This window comes from Streptomyces sp. SL06 (assembly GCF_058244745.1).
In genome coordinates this window covers 4,665,430-4,690,597 of sequence record NZ_JBSYOT010000002.1, presented here as the reverse complement: position 1 = coordinate 4,690,597, position 25,168 = coordinate 4,665,430, and the positions used below count along the sequence as shown (strand labels likewise).

Sequence of the window (25,168 nt, the reverse complement as noted above, 5' to 3'; positions counted from 1 at the left end):
GTGCTCAGGCTGGCCCCGGCAGGGCCAGCCTGAGCCCCGCGGGAGCGGGCGGGGGCGTCCTATGCTCGAACGCATGGGGACACCACTGGGGGACTTCATCCGGGCCAGACGGGACAGCACCCAGCCGGAGTCGCTCGGCCTGCCGGACCACGGGCGCCGGCGGTCACCGGGGCTGCGGCGCTCGGACGTGGCCGCGCGGGCCGGGATCAGCGTCGAGTACCTGACCCGCATCGAGCAGGGCCGGGACCGCCGGCCCTCCCCCGCCGTGCTGCGGGCGATCGGCGACGCGCTGAGCCTCGCCCCCGCGGAGCGCGAGCATCTGCGCTACCTGTCGAAGGTCAGCGGCGGTGAGTGCACCGCCCACACCCGGCCCGACCCGCCGCGCCGCGAGGTGCGCCCCTCCGTCCTGGAGACCCTGCGCCTGCTCGAACCGGGGATCGCCCTGGTCACCAACCGGCTGGGCGACATCCTCGCCCGCACCCGCGCGTACGAGGCGGTGACGGAGGGTACGGGACTGCTCGACGGCGCCGCCGCGAACCTCACCCGGTACGTCTTCACCGATCCCCGGGCCCGGACCTTCTTCGCCGACTGGGACGACGTCGCGGACGAGCAGGCCTTCGACCTGTGGCTCGGGCCCTTCGCGAAGAACGCGCAGTGGTTCGCGGCGGACCTCGCGCCCGAGGCCGGGCCCGAGTTCACCCGCCGGCTGAACGGGCATGTCGTCCCCGCACGGGGCGTACTGCGGCTGCGCCACCCCCGCGGGCCGCAGCTCCGGCTGCGCCGCGAGACGCTCGACCTCACCGCGGACGCGCAGCAGTTGGTGGTGCTGCTGCCCGCCGACGAGGAGACGGCGCGGGCCGTCGAACGGCTCGGCCGCGCCTCCCACGGGGGGCTGCGGGCGATCTCCTGAGCCGGGGCGGGTCAGCCGAGGTGGGTGGGCGCGAACATCCGCAGGACGGCGGGGAGGACGACCACCGAGGGGCCGGGTGAGGCCAGCGCCTTCGCCAGGTCCGTCTCCAGGGCCTGCGGCGACGTACGCACGCCCGGCACCCCGAAGGACTCGGCGAGGGCGACGAAGTCGGGGCGGGTCAGCTCCGTCGCCGTCGGCTGCCCGAAGGTGTCCGTCATGTACTCGCGCAGGATGCCGTAGCCGCCGTCGTCGACGATCAGCCAGGTGACGTCGAGGTCGTACTGGCGGGCGGTGGCCAGTTCGGCGACGGAGTACAGGGCGCCGCCGTCGCCGGAGACGGCCAGCACGGGGCGGGTGGGGTCGGCGGCCGCGGCGCCCAGGGCGGCGGGGAGGCCGTAGCCGAGGCCGCCGGCGCCCTGGGCGGAGTGCATGGTGTTGGGGGCCTTGGCGTCGAAGGCCGACCAGGCCCAGTAGGCGAGGACGGTCATGTCCCAGAAGGACGGGGAGCGGGCCGGCAGGGCCTTGCGGACGGCCGCCAGTACGTCCTGCTCCAGGGTGAGTTCCTGGGCGTCGAGGCGGGCGCGGACCCGGTCGAGTACGGCGCGTACGCGCTCGGGGGCGGTCGGGTCGCGGCGCTGCTCCTCCACCGTCTCCAGCAGGGCCTGGAGGGCGAGGCGGGCGTCGGCGTGGATGCCGAGGGCCGGGTGGTTGGACTCAAGTTTGCCGAGGTCGGCCTCGATCTGGATCACACGGCCGCGCGGCTTGAACGTGTGGTAGTTGGAGGAGAGTTCGCCCAGACCCGAGCCGACCACCAGGAGGACGTCGGCGTCCTCCAGGAAGTCCGTCGTGTGGCGGTCCTCCAGCCAGGACTGGAGGGAGAGGGGGTGCGTCCAGGGGAAGGCGCCCTTGCCGCCGAAGGTCGTGACGACGGGGGCCTGGAGCCGCTCCGCCAGTTGCCGCAGCTTCCCCGACGCGTCCGCGCGGACGACTCCCCCGCCGGCGATGATCGCGGGGCGCCGCGCTCCGGCCAGCAAGTGGGCGGCGAGGGCGGTGAGTTCGGGGCGCGGGGGAAGTTCCTCGGGGAAGGTGTCGCCGCCCGTCACCACGGGGAGCGGGGTTTGGGCCAGGAGGACGTCCTGCGGGATCTCCACCCACACCGGGCCGTGCGGGACGGTCAGTGCCGAGGTCCACGCCTCGGCGATCGCGGACGGGATCTGGGACTGGGTGCGGACGGTGTGGACGGACTTCACCACGCCGCTGAAGGAGGCCGCCTGGTCGGGGAGTTCGTGCAGGTAGCCGTGGCGGCCGCCGCCGAGGCCGGCCGTCGGGACCTGGCCGCCGATGGCGAGGACGGGCGCGGAGGCCGCCCGCGCCTCCTGGAGCGCGGCCAGCGAGGTGAGCGCGCCGGGGCCGGCGGAAAGGAGCAGGGGGGCCGCCTCGCCGGTGATCCGGCCGTACGCGTCGGCGGCGAATCCGGCGTTGTTCTCCATCCGCAGGCCGATGTAGCGCAGGTCGGAGCGGCGCAGCGCGTCGAACACGCCGAGGGTGTGCTGGCCGGGCAGGCCGAAGACGGTGGTGGCGCCGAGTGCGGCCAGGGCCTCCACGACCAGGTCTCCGCCGTTGCGGCCGGGGGGAGGGTTCAGCGCGGCCTCCGTCTGGGCGGCGGTCGGACGCAGTACCAGGTCGTGGTCGTGGGTCACTTGGCTTCGTTCTCCTGGTCCGTCGCGCGCGACCGCGCGATCTGGCGGCTCATGATCGTGGTGAGTTCGTACGCGGTGTGGGACGCCGCGATGGACGTGATCTCCGCGTGGTCGTAGGCGGGGGCCACCTCGACGACATCGGCCGACACCAGGTTGCAGGATGCCAGGCCGCGCAGGATCTCGAGGAGTTCGCGGGAGGTCATGCCGCCGGCCTCGGGGGTGCCGGTGCCGGGGGCGTGGGCGGGGTCCAGGCAGTCGACGTTGATGGAGATGTAGAGGGGGCGGTCGCCGACGCGCTGCCTGAGCTGGTCGGCGACCTCGTCGGCGCCGCGCCGGTAGACATCGGCGGAGGTGACGATGCCGAAGCCCATCTTCTCGTCGTCGGTGAGGTCCCGCTTGCCGTACAGGGGGCCGCGGGTGCCCACGTGGGAGAGCGCGGAGGTGTCGAGGAGGCCCTCCTCGACCGCGCGCCGGAAGGGGGTGCCGTGGGTGTACTCGGCGCCGAAGTAGGTGTCCCAGGTGTCCAGGTGGGCGTCGAAGTGGAGCAGGGCGACCGGGCCGTGTCTCTTGGCGACCGAGCGGAGCAGCGGGAGGGCGATGGTGTGGTCGCCGCCGAGGGTCATCAGGCGGGCGCCGGTGCCCAGGAGGTCGTCGGCGGCGGCCTCGATCGTCTCGACGGCCTCGTTGATGTGGAAGGGGTTCACGGCGATGTCGCCGCCGTCCGCGACCTGGGCGAGGGCGAAGGGGGAGGCGTCCTGCGCCGGGTTGTAGGGGCGCAGCAGGCGGGAGGCCTCGCGGATGGCGTTGCCGCCGAAGCGGGCGCCGGGACGGTAGGAGACGCCCGAGTCGAAGGGCACGCCCACCACGGCGACATCGGCGGTGGCGACCTCGTCGAGACGGGGCAGCCGGGCGAAGGTCGCGGGGCCGGCGTACCGGGGGACGCGGGAGGAGTCGACGGGGCCGCGGGGCGTCTCGTTGCTGCTCATGCACTGCCTTCCTTCTTACGCTTCGTCGCGTATGTACTACTGCTGTCCGACTGTACTGGTGTGCCTGGACCGGGAGTTCCGGCATGGTCCGGGGTCTCCCGGTCAGGTCGACACTAGGTGGCCGAAAGGCGACTGTGAAGTGTACGTTTCATCCATTCGGGATCGATACGACGGAGGAAACGTCCACCATGCAGGAGTCCGCCGCCCCGCCCGCGCCTCCCACCCCGCCGGTGCCGCTCGCGGCCCTGCTGTCGCGCGAGGACCTGGCCCTGCGGCAGATCGCCGGGCCGCCGGCCGCGGGGGTGCCGGTGCGCTGGGCGCACGCCTCGGAGATGTCCGACCCCTTTCCCTACCTGCTGGGCGGCGAGCTGCTGCTGACGGCGGGGGTGCATGTTCCGCGGGGGGCGGGGGCGGCGTACTTCGACGGGTACGTGTCGCGGATCGCGGCGGCGGGCGGCGCCGCGCTCGGCTTCGGGGTGGCGCCGGTGCACGACACGGTGCCGCAGGCGCTGGTCGCGGCCTGCGAGGAGTACGGGCTGCCGCTGGTGGAGGTGCCGCAGGGGACGACGTTCTCGGGCGTGGCCCGTGCGCTGTGGCAGTTGATGGCGCTGGCCCGGCTGGCCGAGGTGCGCCGGGTCTCCGAGGCGCAGCAGGGGCTGGCCGCGGCGGCGGCGCGGCCGGATCCGGTGCCGTCGGTGCTGCGCCGGCTGGCCGCGGGGCTCGACGGGCTGGCGGTGCTGTTCGGGGCGGACGGCGCGCGGATCGCGGCGGCGGGGCGGGAGCCCGCGGAGGAGGCGCGCCGGGCGCTTACGGAGCTGGCCCGGTTCGTCGGCGGCGACGCCACCGCCTCCACCACCGCATCGGACACCGTCGCCGGTGTCCGTCTGGCCGCGTACGCGCTCGGCACCGGGCCGGGTTTCGTCCTCGGGGTCGCGACCGCACGCCAGGAGTCCGGCGACCACACCATCGCCTCGGTCGCCGCGGTGCTGCTGTCCCTGCTCACCGGCGAGCACCGCAGCGGCACGGGCGCGGCCCGCTCCTCCGCGCTGGTACGGCTGCTGCTGGGCGCCCGCCCCGAGGAGGTGGCCCCGCTGCTCGGCCAGGACGCCACCGGCTGGCAGGTGGTGCACGCCCGCCCGGCCGGCGGCGCCCCGGACCGGATCTCGGCCTCGGCGCTGGGCACGGCCCTCGGCTCCTGGCTTGTCGACCCGTCGGGGGAGGTCGTACGGGTGCTCGTCCCGGCCGCGCCGGGGTCCGCCGCCGGGGCGGGTCCGGGGCCGCAGGCCGGGTGGACGCTCGGGGTCAGTGGAGCCGTCCCGGTCGCCGAGTTGCCGGTCGCGGACGCTCAGGCGGGGCGGGCGTTGGCGCGGGCCAGGGGGGCGCGGCTGCCGGTGGTGCGGCATCCGGACCGGCCCGCGCTGGCCGATCTGGTGCCGGCCGGCGAGGCCGAGGCGCACGCGCGGGCGCTGCTCGCGCCGATCGCGGCCGTACCGGCGCTCACCGAGACGCTGCGGGCCTGGCTCTCGCTGCACGGCAGCTGGGACCGTACGGCCGTCGCGCTGTCCGTGCACCGCAACACCGTCCGCCAGCGCGTCGCCCGGTGCGCGGCGCTGCTGGACAGCGACCTGGACGACCCGGACGTGCGGATGGAGCTGTGGTTCGCGCTGCGCGCGTGAGACGTGTCCCAGCGGGTGACGTGCCGGAGACTCCCGCGGGCGGCTGCCTCACAATGGAAACATGCCGATACCCGGGACACCCAGCCGCGCCGAACTCGCCGAGCACCTCGTCAGGACCCGTATCGCGGGCGATGTCGCCACGCCCCGCGAGAACAATCTCTCCCACTACCGGAAGCTGGCGAACGGCGACCGCAACTTCTGGCTCGGCCTGGAGCTGGGCGAGCGCTGGTCCGACGAGCAGGACGTGCTCGCGGTGATGGCGGAGCGGGTCGGTGTCAACGACGACCCGGAGTACCGGTACGGGCAGGACACCATCGACCCGGAGCTGACCGTGGCCGCGCTGGAGCGTCTGGCCGGCCGGCTGCGCAAGGCGGCGGACGGCGGGCAGCGGGTGCTGTTCGCCACCGGCCACCCCGGCGGCCTGCTCGACGTGCACCGTGCCACGGCCGACGCGCTGCGCACCGCGGGCTGCGAGATCGTCGTGATCCCGGAGGGGCTGACGACGGAGGAGGGGTATGTCCAGCAGTTCGCGGACGTGGCGATGCTGGAGCACGGCGCCTCGTTGTGGCACACCCACTCCGGTGAGCCGATGAAGGCCATCCTGACCGGTCTGGAGCGCGCGGGCCGCCCGCTGCCGGACCTGGTCGTCGCCGACCACGGCTGGGCCGGTTACGCCGCCCAGCACGGCGTGGACTCCGCCGGCTACGCCGACTGCAACGACCCGGCGCTCTTCCTCGCCGAGTCCGAGGGCACCCTCCAGGTCGCGATCCCGCTGGACGACCATGTGGTCAGCCCGCGCCACTACGACCCGATGACGGCGTACCTGCTGACGGAGGCCGGGCTGAAGTGACCGGCGGGCCCGGTCACGGCCAGGGGTTCAGCCCTTCCGCGCGGCGCTGGGCGAATCCGGGCGTCGGGTCCAGGTAGACCCGGCGCACCACGGGGAACCTCTCGCGCAGCCGCTGTTCGGCCCGCTCGCACGCCCACTCGATCTGCGCCGCCGTGGACACGTCCCGGAAGTCGACCTTGGCGGCGACCAGTGCCTCCTGCGGCCCCTGCACGAGGGTGGTCAGTTCAAGGACGGCCTCGATGTGCTCGACGGCCACCAGTTCCGCCCGGATCCCGTCCCGTACGGCGCGCGGCAGCGGGCGGCCGACGAGGAACTCGGCGTTGGAGCGGCCCAGCACCCAGGCGACGTACAGCAGTAGCGCGCCGATGCAGAGCGAGGCGACGCCGTCCCAGACGCCGGAGCCGGTGAGCTGTGCGGCGAGCAGTCCGCCGGCGGCCAGCAGCAGGCCGGCCAGCGCGGCGGAGTCCTCCATGACGACGGCTTTGACGGCGGTGTCGGGGGTGCGGCGCAGATAGCGGCCGAAGGGCACCCGGTGGTGGGCCGCCTCGCCGCGCACCTGTTTCAGGCCGGTCCGCAGCGAGTAGCCCTCCAGCAGGAAGGCGACGGCCAGGACGATGTACGCGATCAGCGGGTCGCCGAGGTCCTCGCCGCGGGCGAGGGTGTGGATGCCGTCGTAGAGGGAGAAGACGGCGCCGCCGACGAAGGTGGCGACGGCGGCGAGCAGGGCCCAGACGTAGCGCTCGGGGCCGTGGCCGAGCGGGTGGTCCTCGTCGGCGGGGCGCACGCTGCGTTTGAGGGAGGTCAGCAGCAGGACCTCGGTGACGGTGTCGGCCACCGAGTGCGCGGCCTCCGAGAGCATCGCGCTGGACCCGCTGAGCAACCCGGCCACCGCCTTGGCGACGGCGATGCCCAGGTTGGCGAGGGCGGCGACGATCACCGTGAAGGTGCTGTCGCCGCCGCCCGTCGTGCCGCTCGTGGTGTCCGCCATGCCCTCAGTCTTCCCGAGGGACGCGGACCACGCCCTCCTGCACGACCGAGACGGCGAGCCGGCCGTCCTGGGTGTAGATGCGGGCCTGGCCGAGGCCCCGGCCGCCGGACGCGGACGGCGACTGCTGGTCGTACAGGAGCCATTCGTCGGCGCGGAACGGCCGGTGGAACCACATGGCGTGGTCGAGGGAGGCGCCGACGACGTCCCCGACGGCCCAGCCGCCGCGGCCGTGCGCGAGCAGCACGGAGTCGAGGAGGGTCATGTCGGAGACGTAGGTGGCGAGGACGACGTGCAGGAGGGGTTCGTCGACGGCGCCGCCGAGTTTGCCGTTGGTGCGGAACCAGACCTGGGAGTGCGGCTCGCGCGGGCTGCCGTAGTCGCCGAAGGGCGGGTCGGCGACGTGGCGCAGGTCCACGGCCGCGCGGGCCTCCAGGAACCGCTCGACGGTCTCGGCGGGCAGGTGCGGGTAGCCGCGCAGCCGCTCCTCGCCGGTGGGGAGGGTCGCCGGGTCGGGTGCGGGCGGCATCGGGGCCTGGTGGTCCAGGCCCTCCTCGTGGGTCTGGAAGGACGCCGACAGGGTGAAGATCGGCTTGCCGTGCTGGACGGCGACGACCCGGCGGGTGGTGAAGGAGCGGCCGTCGCGCAGGCGGTCGACGTTGTAGACGATGGGGGCGCCCGGGTCGCCGGGGCGCAGGAAGTACGCGTGCAGGGAGTGCGCGTGCCGCTCCCCGGGGACGGTGCGGCCGGCGGCGACCATGGCCTGGGCCGCCACCTGCCCGCCGAAGACGCGGGGGATGACGGCGGGCCGGGAGTGGCCGCGGTAGATGTCCTCCTCGATCCGCTCCAGGTCGAGCAGATCGAGGAGCGACTGGAGTGCTTCGCTCATGTGCCGCGGGTCACAGACCCATGTTCTTCGCGATGATCATCTTCATGACCTCGCTGGTGCCGCCGTAGATGCGGTTGACGCGGTTGTCCGCGTACAGGCGGGCGATCGGGTACTCGTTCATGTAGCCGTAGCCGCCGTGCAGCTGGAGGCAGCGGTCGATGACGCGGTGGGCGACCTCGGTGCAGAACAGCTTGGCGGAGGCGGCCTCGGCGGGGGTCAGTTCGCCGGCGTCCAGGGCCTCGGTGGCGCGGTCGGCGACGGCCTCGGCTGCGTCCACCTCGGCCTGGCAGGCGGCCAGCTCGAACTTGGTGTTCTGGAAGTGGGCGACCGGCTTGCCGAAGACGGTGCGGTCCTGGACGTAGGCCTTGGCGAAGGCGACGGCGGCCTTGGCCTGGGCGTAGGCGCCGTAGGCGATGCCCCAGCGCTCGGAGGCGAGGTTGTGGCCGAGGTAGGAGAAGCCCTTGTTCTCCTCGCCGAGCAGGTCCTCGACGGGCACCTTGACGTTGACGAAGGCCAGCTCGGCGGTGTCGGAGGTGCGCAGGCCCAGCTTGTCGAGCTTGCGGCCGACGGAGTAGCCCTCGGACTTGGTGTCCACGGCGAACAGGGAGATGCCGAAGCGGCGGTCGTCCTCGCGCGGGGCCGAGGTGCGGGCGCAGACGATGACCCGGTCGGCGTGCACGCCGCCGGTGATGAAGGTCTTGGCGCCGTTGAGGACGTAGTGGGTGCCGTCCTCGGAGAGCTTGGCGGTGGACTTCATGCCCGCGAGGTCGGAGCCGGTGCCCGGCTCGGTCATCGCGATGGCCCACATCTCCTCGCCGGTGACGAACTTGGGCAGGTAGCGCTTCTTCTGCTCGTCGGTGGCCAGCATCGTGATGTACGGCAGGGCGAGCAGCACGTGCACGCCGGAGCCGCCGAACTGGACGCCCGCGCGGGCGGTCTCCTCGTAGAGGACGGCCTCGAACTTGTGGCTGTCCAGGCCGGCGCCGCCGAACTCCTCGGGCACGTTGATGCCGAAGATGCCCAGCTCGCCGAGCTTGTAGTAGAACTCGCGCGGAGCCTGGCCCGCGGCGAACCACTCGTCGTAGACGGGGACGACCTCGGCCTCGATGAAGGCCCGGAGGGTCTCCCGGAACGCCTCGTGGTCCTCGTTGAACACCGTACGGCGCACCGCGCCACCTCCAGGATACGAATCTAAGCGCTTGCTCAGACTTCACCGTACCGGCGGGTAGCCAGAGACGTCCAGAGCGGGAGGCGGGTAACCCTCGTCACTCGGCGGCCACGGACCGCGGCGGCCGCGTCCCCACCGCCGCGAACGCGCCCCGGGCCATCCGGTGCAGCAGCGAGGCCGTGACCGCGCGGCCCGGCAGGGCGCCGGGGCGGCCCAGGTGCGGGGTGGAGTTCAGCAGGCCGAAGACCGAGTGGACCGCCGAGCGGGCGGCGGGTTCGGCGACCGCCGGGTAGACCTCGCGCAGCACGCCGACCCACAGCTCGACGTACTGCCGCTGCAACTGCCGCACCAGCTTGCGGTCGGCGTCCCGGAGGCGGTCCAGCTCGCGGTCGTGCAGGGTGATGAGCGGGCGGTCGTCGAGCGCGAAGTCGATGTGCCCCTCGATGAGCGAGTCGAGGACCGCCTCGGGACCGGTCGCCGGGTCCGCCTGTGCCAGCCGCCGCTTCGCGCCGCTCAGCAGCGAGTCGCTGATCCCGACCAGCAGCTCGGCGAGCATCGCGTCCTTGCCGGCGAAGTGCCGGTAGAGGCCGGGTCCGCTGATGCCGACCGCGGCGCCTATCTCGTCGACGCCGACCCCGTGGAAGCCGCGCTCGGCGAAGAGCCGGGCGGCCTCCTTGAGGATCTGCTCGCGGCGGGTGGGGGCGTCGGTTCTGGTGGCCATGGAGACGATTCTAGACAGGGAGGTTAGCGGTCGTTAACCTGAGCGAAACGCGTTAACGCTCATTAACTGGTGGACCACTGGGTGAGGGGACCGCAGGATGCACGAGGCACCGGAGCTGACGACGGCGGCAGATCCCGCCTCCGAGGCCTTTCGGGCCAACGAGGAGGCGCACCGCGTCCTCGTTCGGGAGCTGCGCGCCAAGCTCGCGGCGGCCCGGCTGGGCGGCGGCGAGCGGGCGCGGGCCCGGCACACCGCGCGCGGCAAGCTGCTGCCGCGCGACCGGGTGGACACGCTGCTCGATCCGGGCTCGCCGTTTCTGGAGCTGGCACCGCTGGCGGCCGACGGGCTGTACGACGGACAGGCCCCGGCCGCCGGTGTCATCGCCGGAATCGGCCGGGTGGGCGGCCGGGAGTGCGTGATCGTCGCCAACGACGCCACCGTCAAGGGCGGCACGTACTACCCGATGACCGTGAAGAAGCACCTGCGGGCGCAGGAGGTGGCGCTGGAGAACCGGCTGCCGTGCCTGTATCTCGTGGACTCGGGGGGCGCGTTCCTGCCGATGCAGGACGAGGTCTTCCCGGACCGCGAGCACTTCGGGCGGATCTTCTACAACCAGGCCCGGATGTCGGGCGCCGGCATCCCGCAGATCGCCGCCGTCCTCGGCTCCTGCACGGCCGGCGGCGCGTACGTCCCGGCGATGAGCGACGAGGCCGTGATCGTCCGCGGGCAGGGGACGATCTTCCTGGGCGGCCCGCCGCTGGTGAAGGCGGCCACCGGCGAGGTGGTCACGGCGGAGGAGCTGGGCGGCGGCGAGGTCCACTCCCGGATCTCGGGGGTGACCGACCACCTGGCCGAGGACGACGCGCACGCCCTGCGGATCGTGCGGCAGATCGTCTCCACGCTGCCCACGCGCGGCCCGCTGCCCTGGACCGTGCGGCCCGGCATCGAGCCGAAGGTCGACCCGCAGGGGCTGTACGGCGCGGTCCCGGTCGACTCCCGCACCCCCTACGACGTGCGCGAGGTCATCGCGCGCGTGGTGGACGGCTCGCGGTTCGCCGAGTTCAAGTCCGAGTTCGGGCAGACCCTGGTCACCGGCTTCGCCCGCGTCCACGGCCACCCGGTGGGGATCGTCGCCAACAACGGCATCCTGTTCTCCGAGTCGGCCCAGAAGGGCGCCCACTTCGTCGAGCTGTGCGACCAGCGCGGCATCCCGCTGGTGTTCCTGCAGAACATCTCCGGCTTCATGGTCGGCCGCGACTACGAGGCCGGCGGCATCGCCAAGCACGGCGCCAAGATGGTGACGGCGGTGGCGTGCACGCGCGTGCCCAAGCTGACGGTCGTCGTCGGCGGCTCGTACGGCGCGGGGAACTACTCGATGTGCGGGCGGGCCTACTCGCCGCGCTTCCTGTGGATGTGGCCCAACGCCAAGATCTCCGTCATGGGCGGCGAGCAGGCCGCTTCGGTGCTCGCCACGGTCAAGCGGGACCAGTTGGAGGGGCGCGGGCAGGACTGGCCCGCCGAGGAGGAGGAGACCTTCAAGGCGCCGATCCGCGCGCAGTACGAGCGCCAGGGCAACGCCTACTACGCGACCGCCCGCCTGTGGGACGACGGGGTCATCGAGCCCGCCGAGACCCGGCAGGTGCTGGGGCTGGCCCTGACCGCGTGTGCCAACGCGCCACTGGGCGAGCCCCGGTTCGGCGTCTTCCGGATGTGAGGAGGGGACTTGATGTTCGACACGGTACTGGTGGCCAACCGCGGTGAGATCGCGGTGCGCGTCATCCGCACACTGCGCTCGGCGGGCGTGCGCTCGGTGGCGGTCTTCTCCGACGCCGACGCGGACGCCCGGCATGTGCGCGAGGCCGACGAGGCGGTGCGGATCGGACCGGCGCCCGCGGCACAGAGCTATCTGAGCGTCGAGCGGCTGCTGGCGGCGGCGGCCCGCACGGGGGCGCGGGCCGTCCACCCGGGGTACGGCTTCCTCGCCGAGAACGCCGGTTTCGCGCGGGCCTGCCAGGAGGCGGGGCTGGTCTTCGTCGGGCCGCCCGCCGACGCCATCGCGCTGATGGGCGACAAGATCCGCGCCAAGGAGACGGTGCGGGCGGCCGGGGTGCCGGTGGTGCCCGGCTCCAGCGGCGGCGGGCTCAGCGACGGGCAGTTGGCCGAGGCGGCCCGCGGGATCGGGATGCCGGTGCTGCTGAAGCCGTCGGCCGGCGGGGGCGGCAAGGGCATGCGGCTGGTGCGGGACGCCGCCGTGCTCGCCGACGAGATCGCCGCCGCCCGCCGCGAGGCCCGCGCCTCCTTCGGCGACGACACGCTGCTCGTGGAGCGGTGGATCGAGCGGCCCCGGCACATCGAGATCCAGGTCCTGGCCGACGGCCACGGCACCGTGGTGCACCTGGGCGAGCGCGAGTGCTCGCTCCAGCGCCGGCACCAGAAGGTCGTCGAGGAGGCGCCGAGCGTGCTCCTGGACGAGGCGACCCGCGCCGCGATGGGCGAGGCGGCCGTGCAGGCGGCCCGCTCGTGCGGCTACCGGGGCGCGGGCACGGTGGAGTTCATCGTGCCGGGCGACGACCCCTCCTCGTACTACTTCATGGAGATGAACACCCGCCTCCAGGTCGAGCACCCGGTGACCGAGCTGGTCACGGGCCTGGACCTGGTGGAGTGGCAGTTGCGGGTGGCGGCGGGCGAGCCGCTGGGGTTCGCGCAGGAGGACGTCCGGCTGACCGGGCACGCGATCGAGGCCCGCCTGTGCGCGGAGGACCCGGCGCGCGGCTTCCTGCCGTCCGGCGGCACCGTGCTGCGGCTGCGCGAGCCGCAGGGCGAGGGCGTGCGCACCGACTCGGGGCTCGGCGAGGGCACCGGGGTGGGCAGCCTCTACGACCCGATGCTGTCCAAGGTGATCGCCCACGGCCCCGACCGGGAGACCGCGCTGCGCAGGCTGCGGGCCGCCCTCGCCGGGACGGTGACGCTGGGCGTGCAGACCAACGCCGGGTTCCTGCGCCGGCTGCTCGCCCACCCGGCGGTGGTGGCGGGCGAGCTGGACACGGGGCTGGTGGAGCGCGAGGTCGACGGGCTGGTCCGCACGGACGTGCCGGAGGAGGTCTACGAGGCGGCGGCGGCCGTACGGCTGGACGCGCTGCGTCCGCGCGGCGGCGGCTGGACGGACCCGTTCTCGGTGCCGAGCGGCTGGCGCGCCGGGGGCGAGCCGAAGCCCGTCGCCTTCCCGATGCGGGTGCCGGGACTCGAACCCGTCACGCACACCCCGCGCGGCACCCACACCGTCACCAAGGACCGGGTGTCGGTGACCCTGGACGGGGTCCGGCACACCTTCCACCGCGCCGCCGACTGGCTGGGCCGCGACGGCGACGCCTGGCAGGTGCTCGACCACGACCCGGTCGCCGCCTCGCTCACCCGCGCCGCCCACGCGGGCGCCGACTCGCTGACCGCGCCCATGCCGGGCACGGTGACAGTGGTGAAGGTCGCCGTCGGGGACGAGGTGAGCGCGGGGCAGGGCCTGCTGGTCGTGGAGGCGATGAAGATGGAGCACCTCGTCCGCGCCCCGCAGGCCGGCACGGTCGCCGAGCTGGACGTGACGCCGGGCACGACGGTCGCCATGGACCAGGTACTGGCGGTCGTCGCACCCGCCGACGAGAAGGAGACGGCATGAACGCCCCGGAACTCGGCCTGCCCATGGTCGTACCGGCCGAGGGCCTGCCCGCCCGCGTCAAGATCCACGAGGTCGGCGCGCGCGACGGACTGCAGAACGAGAAGGCGACCGTTCCCACGGTCGTCAAGGCGGAGTTCATCCGCCGCCTGGCCGACACGGGCCTGACCACCATCGAGGCGACGAGCTTCGTGCACCCCCGGTGGGTCCCCCAGTTGGCGGATGCCGAGGAGCTGTATCCGGCGGTGTCCGGCCTGCCGGTGTCGCTGCCGGTCCTGGTGCCCAACGAGCGCGGCCTGGACCGTGCGCTGGCGCTGGGCGCCCGGCGGGTGGCGGTGTTCGCCAGCGCCACCGAGTCCTTCGCCAGGGCCAACCTCAACCGCACGGTGGACGGGGCGCTGGCCATGTTCGAGCCGGTGGTGGCGCGGGCGAAGGCGGCGGACGTCCATGTCCGGGGCTATCTGTCGATGTGCTTCGGCGATCCGTGGGAGGGCGCGGTCCCCGTCGGGCAGGTGGTGAAGGTCTGCCGGGCCCTGCTGGACATGGGCTGCGACGAACTGAGCCTGGGCGACACCGTCGGAGTGGCCACCCCGGGCCATGTCACGGCGCTGCTCACCGCGCTGACCGGGGCGGACGTGCCGGTGTCCGCGCTGGGCGTCCACTTCCACGACACCTACGGCCAGGCGCTGGCCAACACGCTGGCCGCGCTGCGGCAGGGCGTCACCACGGTCGACGCCTCCGCCGGCGGGCTGGGCGGCTGCCCGTACGCGAAGTCCGCCACCGGCAATCTCGCCACCGAGGACCTCGTGTGGATGCTGCGGGGCCTCGGCATCGACACCGGGGTCGACCTCGGCCGTCTCGTCGCCACAAGCGTCTGGATGGCCGCGCACCTGGGCCGACCGAGCCCGTCCCGCACCGTACGAGCCCTCTCCCACCAGGAGCAGTGAACGCCATGGACCACAAGCTCTCCCCCGAACTGGAAGAACTGCGCCGCACGGTCGAACAGTTCGCGCACGACGTGGTGGCGCCGAAGATCGGCGACCTCTACGAGCGGCACGAGTTCCCGTACGAGATCGTCCGCGAGATGGGCCGCATGGGCCTGTTCGGGCTGCCGTTCCCCGAGGAGTACGGCGGCATGGGCGGCGACTACTTCGCGCTGGGCGTGGCCCTGGAGGAACTGGCGCGGGTGGACTCGTCGGTGGCCATCACGCTGGAGGCGGGTGTCTCGCTGGGCGCGATGCCGATCCACCTGTTCGGCACCGAGGAGCAAAAGCGCGAGTGGCTGCCCCGGCTCTGCTCGGGCGAGATCCTGGGCGCCTTCGGGCTGACCGAGCCGGACGGCGGCAGCGACGCGGGCGCGACCCGCACCACCGCCCGTCTGGACGAGGCCACGGACGAGTGGGTGATCAACGGCACCAAGTGCTTCATCACCAACTCCGGCACGGACATCACGGGCCTGGTGACGGTCACGGCGGTCACCGGCCGCAGGCCGGACGGCCGCCCGCTGATCTCGGCGATCATCGTCCCGTCCGGCACCCCGGGCTTCACGGTGGCCGCCCCGTACTCGAAGGTCGGCTGGAACGCCTCGGACACCCGTGAGCTGTCCTTCTGCGAGGTCCGGGTCCCGGCGGCGAACCTGCTGGGCGAACTGGGGCGCGGCTACGCCCAGTTCCTGCGCATCCTGGACGAGGGCCGGGTCGCCATCGCCGCGCTGGGCACGGGGCTCGCGCAGGGCTGTGTGGACGAGTCGGTGGCCTACGCGAAGCAGCGGCACGCCTTCGGCCGGCCCATCGGCGCCAACCAGGCCATCCAGTTCAAGATCGCCGACATGGAGATGAAGGCCCACACGGCCCGTCTGGCCTGGCGCGACGCGGCCTCCCGTCTGGTGGCGGGGGACCCCTTCAAGAAGGAGGCGGCGCTGGCGAAGCTGTACTCCTCGACGGTCGCGGTGGACAACGCCCGGGACGCGACGCAGATCCACGGCGGCTACGGCTTCATGAACGAGTATCCGGTGGCCCGCATGTGGCGGGACGCGAAGATCCTGGAGATCGGCGAGGGCACCAGCGAGGTCCAGCGGATGCTGATCGCACGGGAGCTGGGGCTGGTGAGCTGAGGCACCGGCGGTCCGGGGGCGGGGCGCGGGGCCCCACCCCCGGACAGCAGGCGAGGTTAGGCTAACCTGCCTTCGAATTGTCCTGCGGGCGCTCCGCACCGTTCGAAAGCAGTCACACCATGTCCAACGCCAGAGCCACCCACCCGACCCGTCGCGGCATCCTGGCCGCCGGCGGCGCCCTCGGCCTCGGTGCCGCGCTCGCGGCCTGCGGGGACGACGACGCGAAGAGCGGTGACTCGAACGACGGGCCGGCCGCCGCCAAGTCCGGCCCCTGGTCCTTCAAGGACGACCGCGGCACGACCGTGAAGCTGGACCGGGTGCCGACGGCCATCGTCGCCTTCACCGGTGTCGCCGCCGCCCTGTACGACTACGGCGTCCAGGTCAAGGGCGTGTTCGGGCCCACCACGACCAAGGACGGCAAGCCGGACGTCCAGGCCGGCGACATGGACGTCAGCAAGGTCACCGTGCTCGGCAACGAGTGGGGCAGGCTCAACGTCGAGAAGTACGCCTCGCTGGCCCCCGAGGTCCTCATCACCACGACCTTCGACACCGCGGGCACCCTCTGGTCGGTGCCGGAGGACTCCAAGGACAAGATCGCGAAGCTTGCCCCGAGCGTGGCGATCTCGGTCTTCGACCGCCAGCTCACCCAGCCGCTCCAGCGCATGTGGGAGCTTGCCGAGTCGCTCGGCGCGGACATGAGGTCCGCGAAGGCCGCCGACGCCAAGAAGGGCTTCGAGAAGGCCGCCGCCCGGCTGCGGGCCGCCGCCAGGGCCAAGCCGCAGATCAGGGTGCTGGCCGGCTCCGCGAGCGCCGAGCTGTTCTACGTCTCCGGCACCAACCTCTCGGTGGACCTGGAGTACTTCAAGGCCCTCGGCGTGAACTTCGTCGAGCCCCCCGAGAGCGCCAAGAAGTCGACCGGCGGCTGGTTCGAGAGCCTGAGCTGGGAGAACGTCGACAAGTACCCGGCCGACGTGATCATCATGGACGACCGGTCCTCGACCATCCAGCCGGCCGACATCACCGAGGGCACCTGGAAGCAGCTCCCCGCGGTCAAGGCCGGCCAGGTCATCCCCCGCTCCCCCGAGCCGATCCTGTCCTACGACAAGTGCACGCCGCTGCTGAACAACCTGGCCGAGGCGATCGAGAACGCCAAGAAGGTCGGCTGACCCGCAGAGTGACTTAGGTTAGGCTAACCTAAGCAAAGTCGCGCTCCAGGAGTCCGCCCCATGAGCACCACCACCGCCGTCGGGACGCTGAGCCTGCGCCCCCTCGACCCGCTGACCGACGCCGAGCTGCTGCACGGCTGGCTCACCCGCTCCCGGTCGGCGTACTGGACGATGCGGGACGCGAAACTCGTGGAGGTCGAGCGAGCCTGCATGGGACTGGCCGCCGATGCGCACCGGGAGGCCCGCCTCGGCCTGCGCGACGGCGTCCCCGCCTTCCTGATGGAGCGGTACGACCCGGCCCACCGCGAACTGGTCGGCCTGTACGAGCCGGAGCCGGGCGATGCCGGCCTGCGCCTCCTGGTGAAGCCGTGCACGGGCCGGCCGGTGCACGGCTTCACCCGGGCGGTGCTCACCACCGTGCTGACCGAGCTGTTCGCGGACCCGGCGACCCGGCGGGTCGTCGCCGCACCGGACATCGCCGACACCGCCGCCCACGCCCTCAACGCGGCCGTCGGCTTCGTGCCCGAGGGCGAGATCGGCGCGCCGGACAAGCGGGCGCTGCTGAGCTTCTGCACCCGCGAGGGGTTCGAGCGGGCGGTGTCCGGCCGAGCCTCGCCCACGCCGCGGCGGCGATCGGCGGCGGGCCCGTGAGCGGCCCCCGAAAAGCGGGCGGGCACCCCGGAGACGGTCCTCCGGGGTGCCCGTCGGACTACGAACCGGTGCCGGTCCAGGGCACCTGCGGCGAGGGGTAGTACCCGATCCCCAGCGCCTCCCAGCGCGGCGCCTGCCCGGCGAGCCGCACCCTGTAGGCGTCCCAGTCGTGCGTGGACGCCGGTGACCAGCCCAGCTCGGCGACGCCCGGCAGCCTCGGGAACGCCATGTACTCCAACTGGTCAGGGTTCTCCAGGGTCTCCGTCCACAGCGGCGCCTCGACCCCGCGGACCGCGGAGGCCGGGGCGCCCGGCAGATAGGCGGCCGGGTCCCAGTCGTAGGAGCGCCGCACCTCGACGTAACCGGCCCAGGACAGGCCCAGCGGGGTGTCCTCGGTGTACTTCATGTCCAGGTACGTCCGGTCGGCCGGGGAGACGATCAGCCCGGTGCCGTTCCGTGCCGCCTCGGCGACCTGGGCCTTCTCCGCGGCGCTGGTACCGTCCAGGCCCCAGTACTGGACGAGCGCGCCCTCGGCGGGGGCGGCGCCGGCCAACTGGTGCCAGCCGACGACCGTCTTGCCGTATTCCGCGACGACGGGCTGCACGCGCTCCATGAAGGCCACGAAGTCCTCGTGCGGGGTGGAGTGCGCCTCGTCGCCGCCGATGTGCAGGTAGCGGCCGGGGGTGAGCGCGGCCAGTTCGCGCACCACGTCGTCCACGAAGTCGTACGTGATGTCCTTGTCCACGCACAGCGAGCTGAAGCCGACGCCGGTACCGGTGTAGAGCGGGGGTGCCACGCCGTCGCAGTTCAGCTCGGCGTAGGAGGCGAGGGCCGCGTTGGTGTGGCCCGGCATGTCGATCTCGGGGACGACCTCCAAGTGGCGCGAGGCGGCGTAGCGGACGATCTCCCGGTAGTCGGCCTTGGTGTAGTGGCCGCCGGGTCCGCCGCCGACCTCGGTGGAGCCGCCGTGGGTGGCCAGGCGGGGCCAGGAGTCGACGGCGATGCGCCAGCCCTGGTCGTCGCTGAGGTGCAGGTGCAGCTTGTTGAGCTTGTAGAGGGCGAGCCGGTCGATGTACCGCTTGACCTCGTCGACGGTGAAGAAGTGCCGGGAGACGTTGAGCATGGCGCCGCGCCACTCGAAGCGCGGGCTGTCCTCGACGGTGCCGCCCGCGACCAGCCAGGGTCCCGGCTGCGCGGAGTCCTTCTCGACGGCGGCGGGCAGCAGTTGACGCAGCGTCTGGACGCCGTGGAAGAGGCCGGCCGCCTCGCGGGCGGTGATGGTGACGCCAAAGCGCCCGCTGTCGAGCCGGTAACCCTCGTCGCCGTAGGGGCCCTTCGCCAGGCGCAGCCGGATGCCGCCGGGCCCGTCGGAGGTGACGGGCAGTCGGTGGCCGGTGGCGGGCCGCAGGAGGCCGGCGAGGTAGTCGCCGACGCGGCGGGCCTCCGGCGAGCCGTCGACGCGGATGCGGGTGCCGCCGGTGACGCGGTACGGGGCGCCGCCCGGGTCGACCGCGGCGGGGGCCGGGATCACCTGGTCCAGGGGGGTCGGGCCGGCCTCCTTGCGGTCCGGTGCCGCGCCGGTGGTGACGGCGCAGGCCGCCGCCACCAGCAGCAGTGATCCCAGCAGCCGGGTCGTGCGGGGAGTCGTGCTGTGGTGCCGTCGATGAGGTCTCACGTGCGCTCCCTTCGCGAGGGGTGCGGAAATGGGTGTAGACCACTCTCCCGTACAACCGCCGCACGCAGAAGCGGTGAAACAATCCGCGCATGGCGGAAATCATCCAGAAGGACGGAACGTGGGTCTTCGACGGCGACACGCTGCGGCTGACTCCCGGCAGGGACAAGAACGTCAGTCTGCTGCGCAGAGAACTGGGTGAACTGGTCGTCCCCCTGGCCGCGTTGGCGGGCATATCGCTGGAGCAGGGCAGGAAGTCCGGACGGCTGCGGCTGCGGCTGCGCGACGGCGCCGACCCGCTGCTGCACGCGACGGGCGGCAGACTGACCGAGCCGCACGACCCGTACCAGCTCGTCGTGGAGTCCGACCGGTACGGCGTGGCCGAGTACTTCGTGGACGAGGTGCGCAACGGACTGCTGCTCGACCAGGTTCCCTCCGGCCCGGTGGACGCCTATCTGCTGCCCGGCCCCTCCGTGCCGCTGTCGGTGTCGGCCGGGGACGGCACCGCGAACTTCGACGGCGAGCGTGTCCGGCTGGAGTGGCGGTGGCAGGCGGAGGACGTCAAGTCGGCCGTGGGCCCGCGCACCATCCCGCTGGCCGACATCGCCGGGGTGGAGTGGCAGCCGACGGTCGGCCTGGAGAACGGCCACCTGCGGTTCACCGTGCGGGCGGCGCCGGCCAAGATGCCGCCCAAGTACGACCCCAACGCCGTGGAGCTGTGGGGCTTCAAGAAGGACCCGCTGATGGCTCTGGTGGCAGCGGCCGTGCAGGCCCGCCTCCCGCACCCCGCGGCCCAGGCCGCCGCGGAGGAGGCCCGCCCGGCCGAGGACGCGCCCGCCCCGGCGCCCGCCGCCGAGGACGACCACGACGCGCTGCTGCGGCGGCTGCGGGAGCTGGGCGAACTGCACCGCTCCGGGGTGCTGACGGACGCGGAGTTCGCGCTGGCCAAGCAGGCGGTGCTGAGGCGGATGTAGGCACCCGCCCAACAGGTCTGCCCGGAATCGGGCAGGATTCTTGCGTAAGCGTCTCCCTTACCCCAGGATCTACCGGGTGCACGACGAACTCGTTGATCATCTGACGCGGTCCACCCCGCTGAACCGGGGCGAGGCGCTGCGGGTGGTCCAGGACGTGCTCGCCTACTTCGACGAGACGACCGAGGAGTACGTCCGTCGCCGCCACCGCGAGCTGCAGGCCCAGGGCCTGGTGAACGCGACGATCTTCGAGCGGATCGCGGCGGAACTGAAATACCGCGCGGTGGCACCGCCGGAGCTGTCGCTCCGCCAGTTGCGCCGCATCGTCTACGGCTGAGCGGGCCGAAGAGGGACACGAGGGATACGTATACATGTGCGGAATCGTCGGATACATCGGCAAGCGTGACGTCGCGCCCCTGCTCCTGGAGGGCCTCCAGCGCCTGGAGTACCGGGGCTACGACTCGGCGGGCATCGTCGTCACCTCGCCGAAGGCGGCCGGTCTGCGGATGGTCAAGGCCAAGGGCCGGGTGCGCGACCTGGAGGCCAAGGTCCCGGCGCGCTTCAAGGGCACCACCGGCATCGCCCACACCCGCTGGGCCACCCACGGCGCCCCCTCCGACGTGAACGCCCACCCGCACATGTCGGCCGACAACAAGGTCGCCGTCGTCCACAACGGCATCATCGACAACGCCGCCGACCTGCGCCGCAAGCTGGAGGCGGACGGTGTCGAATTCCTCTCCGAGACCGACACCGAGGTCCTCGTCCACCTCATCGCCCGCTCCGAGGCCGAGAAGCTCGAGGACAAGGTCCGCGAGACCCTCCGGGTGATCGAGGGCACGTACGGCATCGCCGTGATGCACGCGGGCTTCCCCGAGCGCATCGTCGTCGCCCGCAACGGCTCGCCGGTCGTCCTCGGCATCGGCGAGAAGGAGATGTTCGTCGCCTCGGACATCGCCGCGCTGGTCGCCCACACCCGGCAGATAGTCACCCTCGACGACGGCGAGATGGCCACCCTCACGGCCGACGACTTCCGCACCTACACCACCGAGGGCACCCGGACCACGTCCGAGCCCACCACCGTGGAGTGGGAGGCCGCCTCCTACGACATGGGCGGCCACGACACCTACATGCACAAGGAGATCCACGAGCAGGCCGAGGCCGTGGACCGTGTGCTGCGCGGCCGGATCGACGACCGCTTCTCCACCGTGCACCTCGGCGGCCTGAACCTGGACGCCCGCGACGCGCGTGCCGTGCGCCGGGTGAAGATCCTCGGCTGCGGGACCTCGTACCACGCCGGCCAGATCGGCGCCCAGATGATCGAGGAGCTGGCCCGCATCCCCGCGGACGCCGAGCCCGCCTCCGAGTTCCGCTACCGCAACGCGGTCGTGGACCCCGACACCCTGTACGTCGCCGTCTCCCAGTCCGGTGAGACGTACGACGTGCTGGCCGCCGTGCAGGAACTCAAGCGCAAGGGCGCCCGCGTCCTCGGCGTGGTCAACGTGGTCGGCTCGGCGATCGCCCGCGAGGCCGACGGCGGCATGTACGTGCACGCCGGGCCCGAGGTCTGCGTCGTCTCCACCAAGTGCTTCACCAACACCTGCGTCGCCTTCGCGCTGCTCGCCCTGCACCTGGGCCGCACCCGCGACCTGTCCGTGCGCGACGGCAGGCGGATCATCGAGGGGCTGCGCAGGCTGCCCGCGCAGATCTCCGAGATGCTGAAGCAGGAGGAGGACATCAAGAAGCTGGCCGAGCAGTACGCGCAGGCCCGCTCGATGCTCTTCATCGGCCGCGTCCGCGGCTATCCGGTCGCCCGCGAGGCCTCCCTGAAGCTCAAGGAGGTCTCCTACATCCACGCCGAGGCCTACCCGGCCTCCGAGTTGAAGCACGGCCCGCTCGCCCTGATCGAGCCCGCCCTGCCGACGGTCGCGATCGTGCCGGACGACGACCTGCTGGAGAAGAACCGCGCGGCCATGGAGGAGATCAAGGCCCGCAGCGGCCAGATCCTCGCCGTCGCGCACCAGGAGCAGGAGAAGGCCGACCACACCGTCGTCGTCCCGAAGAACGAGGACGAACTCGACCCCATCCTCATGGGCATCCCCCTCCAACTCCTCGCCTACCACACGGCCCTGGCGCTGGGCAGGGACATCGACAAGCCGAGGAACCTCGCGAAGTCGGTGACCGTGGAGTAGGCGGAGCAGGCCACGGCACGAGCGCCGCCCGTTACGGAATGACCACCACGGGCCGCTTCGCCCGCTTGGCGAGGCGGCCGGCGACGGAGCCGAAGAGGCGGCCCACCAGGCCGTGGCTGGAGCCGACGACGATGGCGTCCGCCTCGTACTCCCGGCCCACCTCCTCAAGTTCGTGGCAGATGTCGCCGCCGCGCTCGACCAGGATCCAGGGCACCTCGGCGAGGTAGTCCGCGCACGCCAGCTCGAGACCCAGCACCTCGGTGCGGTGGTCCGGCACGTCGACGAAGACCGGGGGTTCGCAGCCCGCCCACACCGTGGTGGGCAGCCGGTTGGCGACATGCACGATGACCAGGCCGGAACTCAGCCGGGACGCCATGCCGATGGCGTACGCGAGGGCACGCTCGCTGGAGGTGGAGCCGTCGAAGCCGACGACGACGCCGTGCTTGAAGGCTGGATCGCACGACTGGCGTGGCTCTCCGGCCGCCAGGGGCTCGGCCGCCGTAGGTTCGGCGACGGGCCGCTTGCGGTCCGCGGGTTCGAAGAATTCGTGACCGGCCATGGCTGTCTCGGCGTTTTTATCCTCTATGGGGGACAACAGTGGGCGGCGGAGCTGTGTCCGGGAATGCTCTTCCCCACCCCATACCCTCAAGGGTACGGCGGCACGCCTCCTTCTCCCAGATCCCGCGCAGGGTCCGCCGCGGGGTTCACCGGAGCATGCCCGAGGGGCGCCCGCAACGCAATGGTTGCTGCGCTGTACAGGCGGTTTGCACGGGATTCAACGGTCCGTGACCGGCCGCGACCGGTCGTGACCGACGCGCCGCACGGGCGTTGATCCCCGTGCCGCAAGCTTCAGGGAGCACCCGTGTCCGGACCGCACCAGCCCGCCCAGCCGTCGCCCACCGCCCCCGACCGCGCCCGGCCGGCCGCACCGCCCCGGGACGGCGTCACCGACCTCGTCCGCTGGGCGGCGTTCAGCTGCTTCCTCGTACCGGTCGCACTCCTTTGGTACGGCACCTCGTTCGCCGGCGCCGCCGGTACGGCCCTGGGCCTGGCCGCCGTCACCGGCGTCTGCCGTCTGCTGCTGCGGCGCTCCGAACGGGTCGGACGGGTCGGACGGGTCGGACGGGTCACAGAGAAAAACACACCGGTCGACTGACCGGTTTCCGCGCCTCGTTCCGCTTCTTTTCAGCCAACTTCCACGGGTGTCTCATCCTTGCCCCCCACCACCCCCCAACCCCCGTTCCACCTGCACGAAAAGGGGATCCGGGACCCTCCGCACCCTATGGGGATTGGCCACTGACACAAGGCGCACTTCCCTGCGGCGCCCCAGAGTGCAACGCTTCGTGATCGACTGCTTCACGCCAAGTTGCCATGTCGACAATGCCCCAAGTGCCGAACCGGCCACCTCGGCGCTACGGGACACAGTAGATTCGATCTTGACTGTCTACGGCGGGGGACTCGTGCAGGACCGAGGGGAAACGTGTTGGAGCGACAGACCCGAAAGGATCAGGGCGCCGCGGCCACCGAGGGGGGCTTAGCAGTATGAGCCACGACTCCGCTGCCGCGCCTGAAGCCGCGACCCGGAAGCTCTCCGGGCGACGCCGCAAGGAGATCGTCGCGGTGCTGCTGTTCAGCGGCGGCCCCATCTTCGAGAGTTCCATACCTTTGTCGGTGTTCGGGATCGACCGCCAGGACGCCGGCGTGCCGCGCTACCGGCTGCTGGTGTGTGCCGGCGAGGAAGGCCCGCTGCGGACCACGGGGGGCCTGGAACTCACCGCGCCGCAGGGGCTGGAGGCGATCTCCAGGGCCGGCACCGTCGTGGTGCCCGCCTGGCGGTCGATCACCTCGCCGCCGCCGGAGGACGCGCTCGACGCGCTGCGCCGGGCGCACGAGGAGGGTGCCCGCATAGTCGGACTGTGCACCGGGGCCTTCGTCCTCGCGGCGGCCGGACTGCTGGACGGCCGTCCCGCCACCACGCACTGGATGTACGCGCCGACGCTGGCCAAGCGCTATCCGTCGGTGCACGTGGATCCGCGTGAGCTGTTCGTGGACGACGGCGACGTGCTCACGTCCGCGGGCACCGCGGCCGGCATCGACCTGTGCCTGCACATAGTGCGCACGGACCACGGCAACGAGGCGGCCGGCGCGCTCGCCCGCCGCCTGGTGGTCCCGCCGCGCCGCTCGGGCGGCCAGGAGCGCTACCTCGACAGGTCTTTACCGGAGGAGATCGGCGCCGACCCGCTCGCCGAGGTCGTCGCCTGGGCGCTGGAGCACCTCCACGAGCAGTTCGACGTGGAGACGCTGGCGGCCCGCGCGTACATGAGCCGCCGCACCTTCGACCGCCGGTTCCGCTCGCTGACGGGCAGCGCCCCGCTCCAGTGGCTGATCACCCAGCGGGTCCTCCAGGCGCAGCGGCTCCTGGAGACCTCGGACTACTCGGTGGACGAGGTCGCGGGCCGTTGCGGCTTCCGCTCGCCGGTGGCGCTGCGCGGGCACTTCCGCCGCCAGCTGGGTTCGTCGCCGGCCGCCTACCGGGCCGCCTACCGGGCGCGCCGCCCCCAGGGCGACCGGCCGGTGGACCCGGAGTCCGGCGTCGCGGGAGCCTCCCGGGCCCTCGCGGTGCCCGAGAGCGGCCCGCCGCCGTCGGGGCTGCCCCCGGAGAACGCGGTCCCGTTCCAGACCCGCCGCACCGCCGGGCCACTGCCGGCCACGGCGGCGACGGTCCCGGGCCAGCGCAGCGCGGCGCCGTGAGGTGACGTGAGGTGACGTGAGACGCCGGGCGGGCTGAGTGGGTCGGCCCGTCCGGCGTTTGAGGACGGGGCCGCCCGGCCCGCGGTGGGCCCGCACCAACGCCGGG

At 72.8% G+C, this 25,168-nt stretch carries 22 protein-coding genes; 14 read left to right on the top strand and 8 right to left on the bottom strand.

Features of this window, described 5'->3' with window-relative positions; translation table 11 throughout:
• Positions 1-73: 73 nt before the first annotated feature.
• Positions 74-910 (top strand): helix-turn-helix domain-containing protein, encoded by an 837-nt coding sequence (locus AC4IHM_RS21475; protein WP_490868631.1) that lies wholly within the window; start codon positions 74-76, stop codon positions 908-910.
• An 11-nt stretch (positions 911-921) separates the two neighbouring features.
• Here the strand turns inward: AC4IHM_RS21475 and AC4IHM_RS21470 are convergent, their stop codons facing one another.
• Together AC4IHM_RS21470 and speB are read right to left on the bottom strand one after the other, a co-directional pair.
• Positions 922-2,610 (bottom strand): thiamine pyrophosphate-binding protein, encoded by a 1,689-nt coding sequence (locus AC4IHM_RS21470; protein WP_490868630.1) that lies wholly within the window; start codon positions 2,608-2,610, stop codon positions 922-924.
• Positions 2,607-3,596, bottom strand: coding sequence for an agmatinase (gene speB / locus AC4IHM_RS21465; RefSeq protein WP_490868629.1), 990 nt, complete (start codon positions 3,594-3,596; stop codon positions 2,607-2,609). The genes AC4IHM_RS21470 and speB overlap by 4 nt, the downstream gene beginning before the upstream one ends.
• A gap of 188 nt (positions 3,597-3,784) precedes the next feature.
• Here speB and AC4IHM_RS21460 point away from each other — a divergent pair, with 188 nt between their 5' ends.
• Both AC4IHM_RS21460 and AC4IHM_RS21455 read left to right on the top strand, forming a co-directional pair.
• Positions 3,785-5,272, top strand: coding sequence for a PucR family transcriptional regulator (locus AC4IHM_RS21460; protein WP_490868628.1), 1,488 nt, complete (start codon positions 3,785-3,787; stop codon positions 5,270-5,272).
• A gap of 61 nt (positions 5,273-5,333) precedes the next feature.
• Positions 5,334-6,122, top strand: a complete 789-nt coding sequence (locus tag AC4IHM_RS21455) for a phosphatase (RefSeq protein WP_490868627.1) — start codon at positions 5,334-5,336, stop codon at positions 6,120-6,122.
• 13 nt (positions 6,123-6,135) lie between these two features.
• Here the strand turns inward: AC4IHM_RS21455 and AC4IHM_RS21450 are convergent, their stop codons facing one another.
• The 4 genes from AC4IHM_RS21450 to AC4IHM_RS21435 all read right to left on the bottom strand — a co-directional run bounded on the left by AC4IHM_RS21450 (position 6,136) and on the right by AC4IHM_RS21435 (position 9,885).
• Positions 6,136-7,110, bottom strand: a complete 975-nt coding sequence (locus AC4IHM_RS21450) for a cation diffusion facilitator family transporter (RefSeq protein ID WP_490868626.1) — start codon at positions 7,108-7,110, stop codon at positions 6,136-6,138.
• 4 nt (positions 7,111-7,114) lie between these two features.
• Positions 7,115-7,996 (bottom strand): acyl-CoA thioesterase, encoded by an 882-nt coding sequence (locus tag AC4IHM_RS21445; protein WP_490868625.1) that lies wholly within the window; start codon positions 7,994-7,996, stop codon positions 7,115-7,117.
• Positions 7,997-8,006: 10 nt separating this feature from the next.
• Positions 8,007-9,164 (bottom strand): acyl-CoA dehydrogenase family protein, encoded by a 1,158-nt coding sequence (locus tag AC4IHM_RS21440; protein WP_490868624.1) that lies wholly within the window; start codon positions 9,162-9,164, stop codon positions 8,007-8,009.
• A 97-nt stretch (positions 9,165-9,261) separates the two neighbouring features.
• Positions 9,262-9,885, bottom strand: a complete 624-nt coding sequence (locus AC4IHM_RS21435; RefSeq protein WP_490868623.1) for an SACE_7040 family transcriptional regulator — start codon at positions 9,883-9,885, stop codon at positions 9,262-9,264.
• Between the two features lie 97 nt (positions 9,886-9,982).
• Here AC4IHM_RS21435 and AC4IHM_RS21430 point away from each other — a divergent pair, with 97 nt between their 5' ends.
• The 6 genes from AC4IHM_RS21430 to AC4IHM_RS21405 all read left to right on the top strand — a co-directional run bounded on the left by AC4IHM_RS21430 (position 9,983) and on the right by AC4IHM_RS21405 (position 17,479).
• Entirely contained in the window at positions 9,983-11,599 is a 1,617-nt protein-coding gene (locus AC4IHM_RS21430; RefSeq protein WP_490868622.1) for a carboxyl transferase domain-containing protein, read from the top strand.
• Positions 11,600-11,611: 12 nt separating this feature from the next.
• A complete protein-coding gene (locus tag AC4IHM_RS21425) occupies positions 11,612-13,552 on the top strand; it encodes an acetyl/propionyl/methylcrotonyl-CoA carboxylase subunit alpha (protein ID WP_490868621.1) in 1,941 nt (646 codons plus the stop codon).
• Complete coding sequence (locus AC4IHM_RS21420) at positions 13,549-14,496, top strand: hydroxymethylglutaryl-CoA lyase (RefSeq protein WP_490868620.1); 948 nt, start codon at positions 13,549-13,551, stop codon at positions 14,494-14,496. Before AC4IHM_RS21425 ends, AC4IHM_RS21420 begins: the two co-directional genes overlap by 4 nt.
• 5 nt (positions 14,497-14,501) lie before the next feature.
• On the top strand, positions 14,502-15,662 hold the full coding sequence (locus AC4IHM_RS21415) for an acyl-CoA dehydrogenase family protein (RefSeq protein WP_490868619.1): 1,161 nt from the start codon (positions 14,502-14,504) through the stop codon (positions 15,660-15,662).
• A 119-nt stretch (positions 15,663-15,781) separates the two neighbouring features.
• Positions 15,782-16,828, top strand: a complete 1,047-nt coding sequence (locus tag AC4IHM_RS21410; protein ID WP_490868618.1) for an ABC transporter substrate-binding protein — start codon at positions 15,782-15,784, stop codon at positions 16,826-16,828.
• A 60-nt stretch (positions 16,829-16,888) separates the two neighbouring features.
• Entirely contained in the window at positions 16,889-17,479 is a 591-nt protein-coding gene (locus tag AC4IHM_RS21405; RefSeq protein ID WP_490868617.1) for a GNAT family N-acetyltransferase, read from the top strand.
• Between the two features lie 58 nt (positions 17,480-17,537).
• Here the strand turns inward: AC4IHM_RS21405 and AC4IHM_RS21400 are convergent, their stop codons facing one another.
• Entirely contained in the window at positions 17,538-19,154 is a 1,617-nt protein-coding gene (locus AC4IHM_RS21400; RefSeq protein WP_490868616.1) for a beta-N-acetylhexosaminidase, read from the bottom strand.
• Positions 19,155-19,243: 89 nt separating this feature from the next.
• Here AC4IHM_RS21400 and AC4IHM_RS21395 point away from each other — a divergent pair, with 89 nt between their 5' ends.
• The 3 genes from AC4IHM_RS21395 to glmS all read left to right on the top strand — a co-directional run bounded on the left by AC4IHM_RS21395 (position 19,244) and on the right by glmS (position 22,311).
• The gene (locus AC4IHM_RS21395) at positions 19,244-20,125 is read left to right on the top strand and encodes a DUF4429 domain-containing protein (RefSeq protein WP_490868615.1); all 882 of its coding nucleotides are present in this window, start codon (positions 19,244-19,246) and stop codon (positions 20,123-20,125) included.
• 76 nt (positions 20,126-20,201) lie between these two features.
• A complete protein-coding gene (locus AC4IHM_RS21390) occupies positions 20,202-20,459 on the top strand; it encodes a hypothetical protein (protein ID WP_490868614.1) in 258 nt (85 codons plus the stop codon).
• Between the two features lie 34 nt (positions 20,460-20,493).
• Entirely contained in the window at positions 20,494-22,311 is a 1,818-nt protein-coding gene (gene glmS, locus AC4IHM_RS21385) for a glutamine--fructose-6-phosphate transaminase (isomerizing) (RefSeq protein WP_490868613.1), read from the top strand.
• A gap of 31 nt (positions 22,312-22,342) precedes the next feature.
• On the opposite strand, the gene AC4IHM_RS21380 is transcribed toward glmS, so the two are convergent.
• Positions 22,343-22,870: a universal stress protein gene (locus AC4IHM_RS21380; protein ID WP_490868612.1), complete on the bottom strand. Its 528-nt coding sequence runs from the start codon at positions 22,868-22,870 to the stop codon at positions 22,343-22,345.
• A gap of 303 nt (positions 22,871-23,173) precedes the next feature.
• On the opposite strand from AC4IHM_RS21380, the gene AC4IHM_RS21375 reads away from it, so the two are divergent.
• Positions 23,174-23,467 carry a hypothetical protein gene (locus AC4IHM_RS21375; protein ID WP_490868611.1) on the top strand — a complete coding sequence of 98 codons (294 nt, stop codon included), beginning with the start codon at positions 23,174-23,176 and terminating at the stop codon, positions 23,465-23,467.
• Between the two features lie 386 nt (positions 23,468-23,853).
• Positions 23,854-25,062, top strand: coding sequence for a helix-turn-helix domain-containing protein (locus AC4IHM_RS21370; protein ID WP_490868610.1), 1,209 nt, complete (start codon positions 23,854-23,856; stop codon positions 25,060-25,062).
• The last annotated feature ends 106 nt before the right edge of the window (positions 25,063-25,168 follow it).